1 protein-coding gene is annotated in these 1,137 nt (G+C 65.3%); it reads left to right on the forward strand.

Annotated features, from left to right (window positions below; all coding sequences use genetic code 11):
- Window positions 1–45 precede the first annotated feature (45 nt).
- A complete protein-coding gene (locus ACWEFL_RS36115) occupies window positions 46–1,137 on the forward strand; it encodes an IS630 family transposase (protein ID WP_451721361.1) in 1,092 nt (363 codons plus the stop codon).

Genomic DNA, 1,137 nt, shown 5'->3' on the forward strand with positions numbered 1-1,137 from the left:
CTAGTGTCCTGAGTCTTTATTTCGCTATAGAAGTAGGCTGGGCTCATGGCGCGTATGGGTCGGCCGACGGTCGAGGTGGTTCTGGCGGATGAGGAGCGGGAGACGCTGCTGCGTTGGTCGCGGCGGGCGACGTCCTCGCAGGCTCTGGCGTTGCGGTGCCGGATCGTGCTCGCGTGTGCTGACGGTGGTTCGAACACCGCGGTGGGGGCGGAGCTTGGGGTCCACCCGGTCACGGTGGCCAAGTGGCGTAAGCGGTTCGCGGTCGACCGGCTCCAGGGTCTGTCCGACGAGCCGCGGCCCGGTCCGCCGCGCACGGTGAGTGACGAGAAGGTCGAGAAGGTAGTCGTGCGGACGCTGGAGACCACCCCGAAGAACGCCACGCACTGGTCGACGCGGGAGATGGCGGCGGCCAGCGGGCTGAGCCAGTCCACCGTCTCGCGGATCTGGCGGACCTTCGGCCTCAAACCGCATTTGGTGGACACTTTCAAGCTGTCCAGGGACCCGCAGTTCATCGAGAAGGTCCGCGACGTCGTCGGCCTGTACCTGGACCCGCCCGAGCGGGCCATCGTCCTGTGCGTCGACGAGAAGTCGCAGATACAGGCGTTGGACCGGTCTGCACCGGTGCTGCCGATGATGCCGGGCATGCCCGAGCGCCGTACCCACGACTACCTGCGCGGCGGTGTGACGACCCTGTTCGCCGCCCTGAACGCAGCCACCGGCGAGGTCATCAGCTCGCTCCACCGCCGGCACCGCGCGGTGGAGTTCAAGAAGTTCCTGGCCAAGCTGGACAAGGAGGTTCCCCGCCATCTCGACGTCCACCTGATCTGCGACAACTACGCCACCCACAAGACGCCCGCGATCCAGAAGTGGCTGCTGGCCCATCCCCGGTTCCACATGCACTTCACTCCGACCAGCTCGTCCTGGCTCAACCAAGTGGAGCGCTGGTTCGCACTGCTGACGGACAAGCAGATACGCCGTGGCGTTCACCGGAACGTCCAAGCCCTGGAGAAGGACATCCGGGCCTGGATCGCCGACTGGAACGACAACCCGAGGCCCTTCGTCTGGACGAAGTCCGCTGACGAGATCTTCGAACGCCTCACTGGATATCTGAACCGAATCAAAGACTCAGGACACTAG

The sequence above is a fragment of the Streptomyces sp. NPDC004838 genome (assembly GCF_053600955.1).

Coding starts and splice junctions, on each gene's coding strand:
- ACWEFL_RS36115 (WP_451721361.1), top strand. CDS start 46: ATGGCGCGTATGGGTCGGCCGACGGTCGAGGTGGTTCTGGCGGATGAG.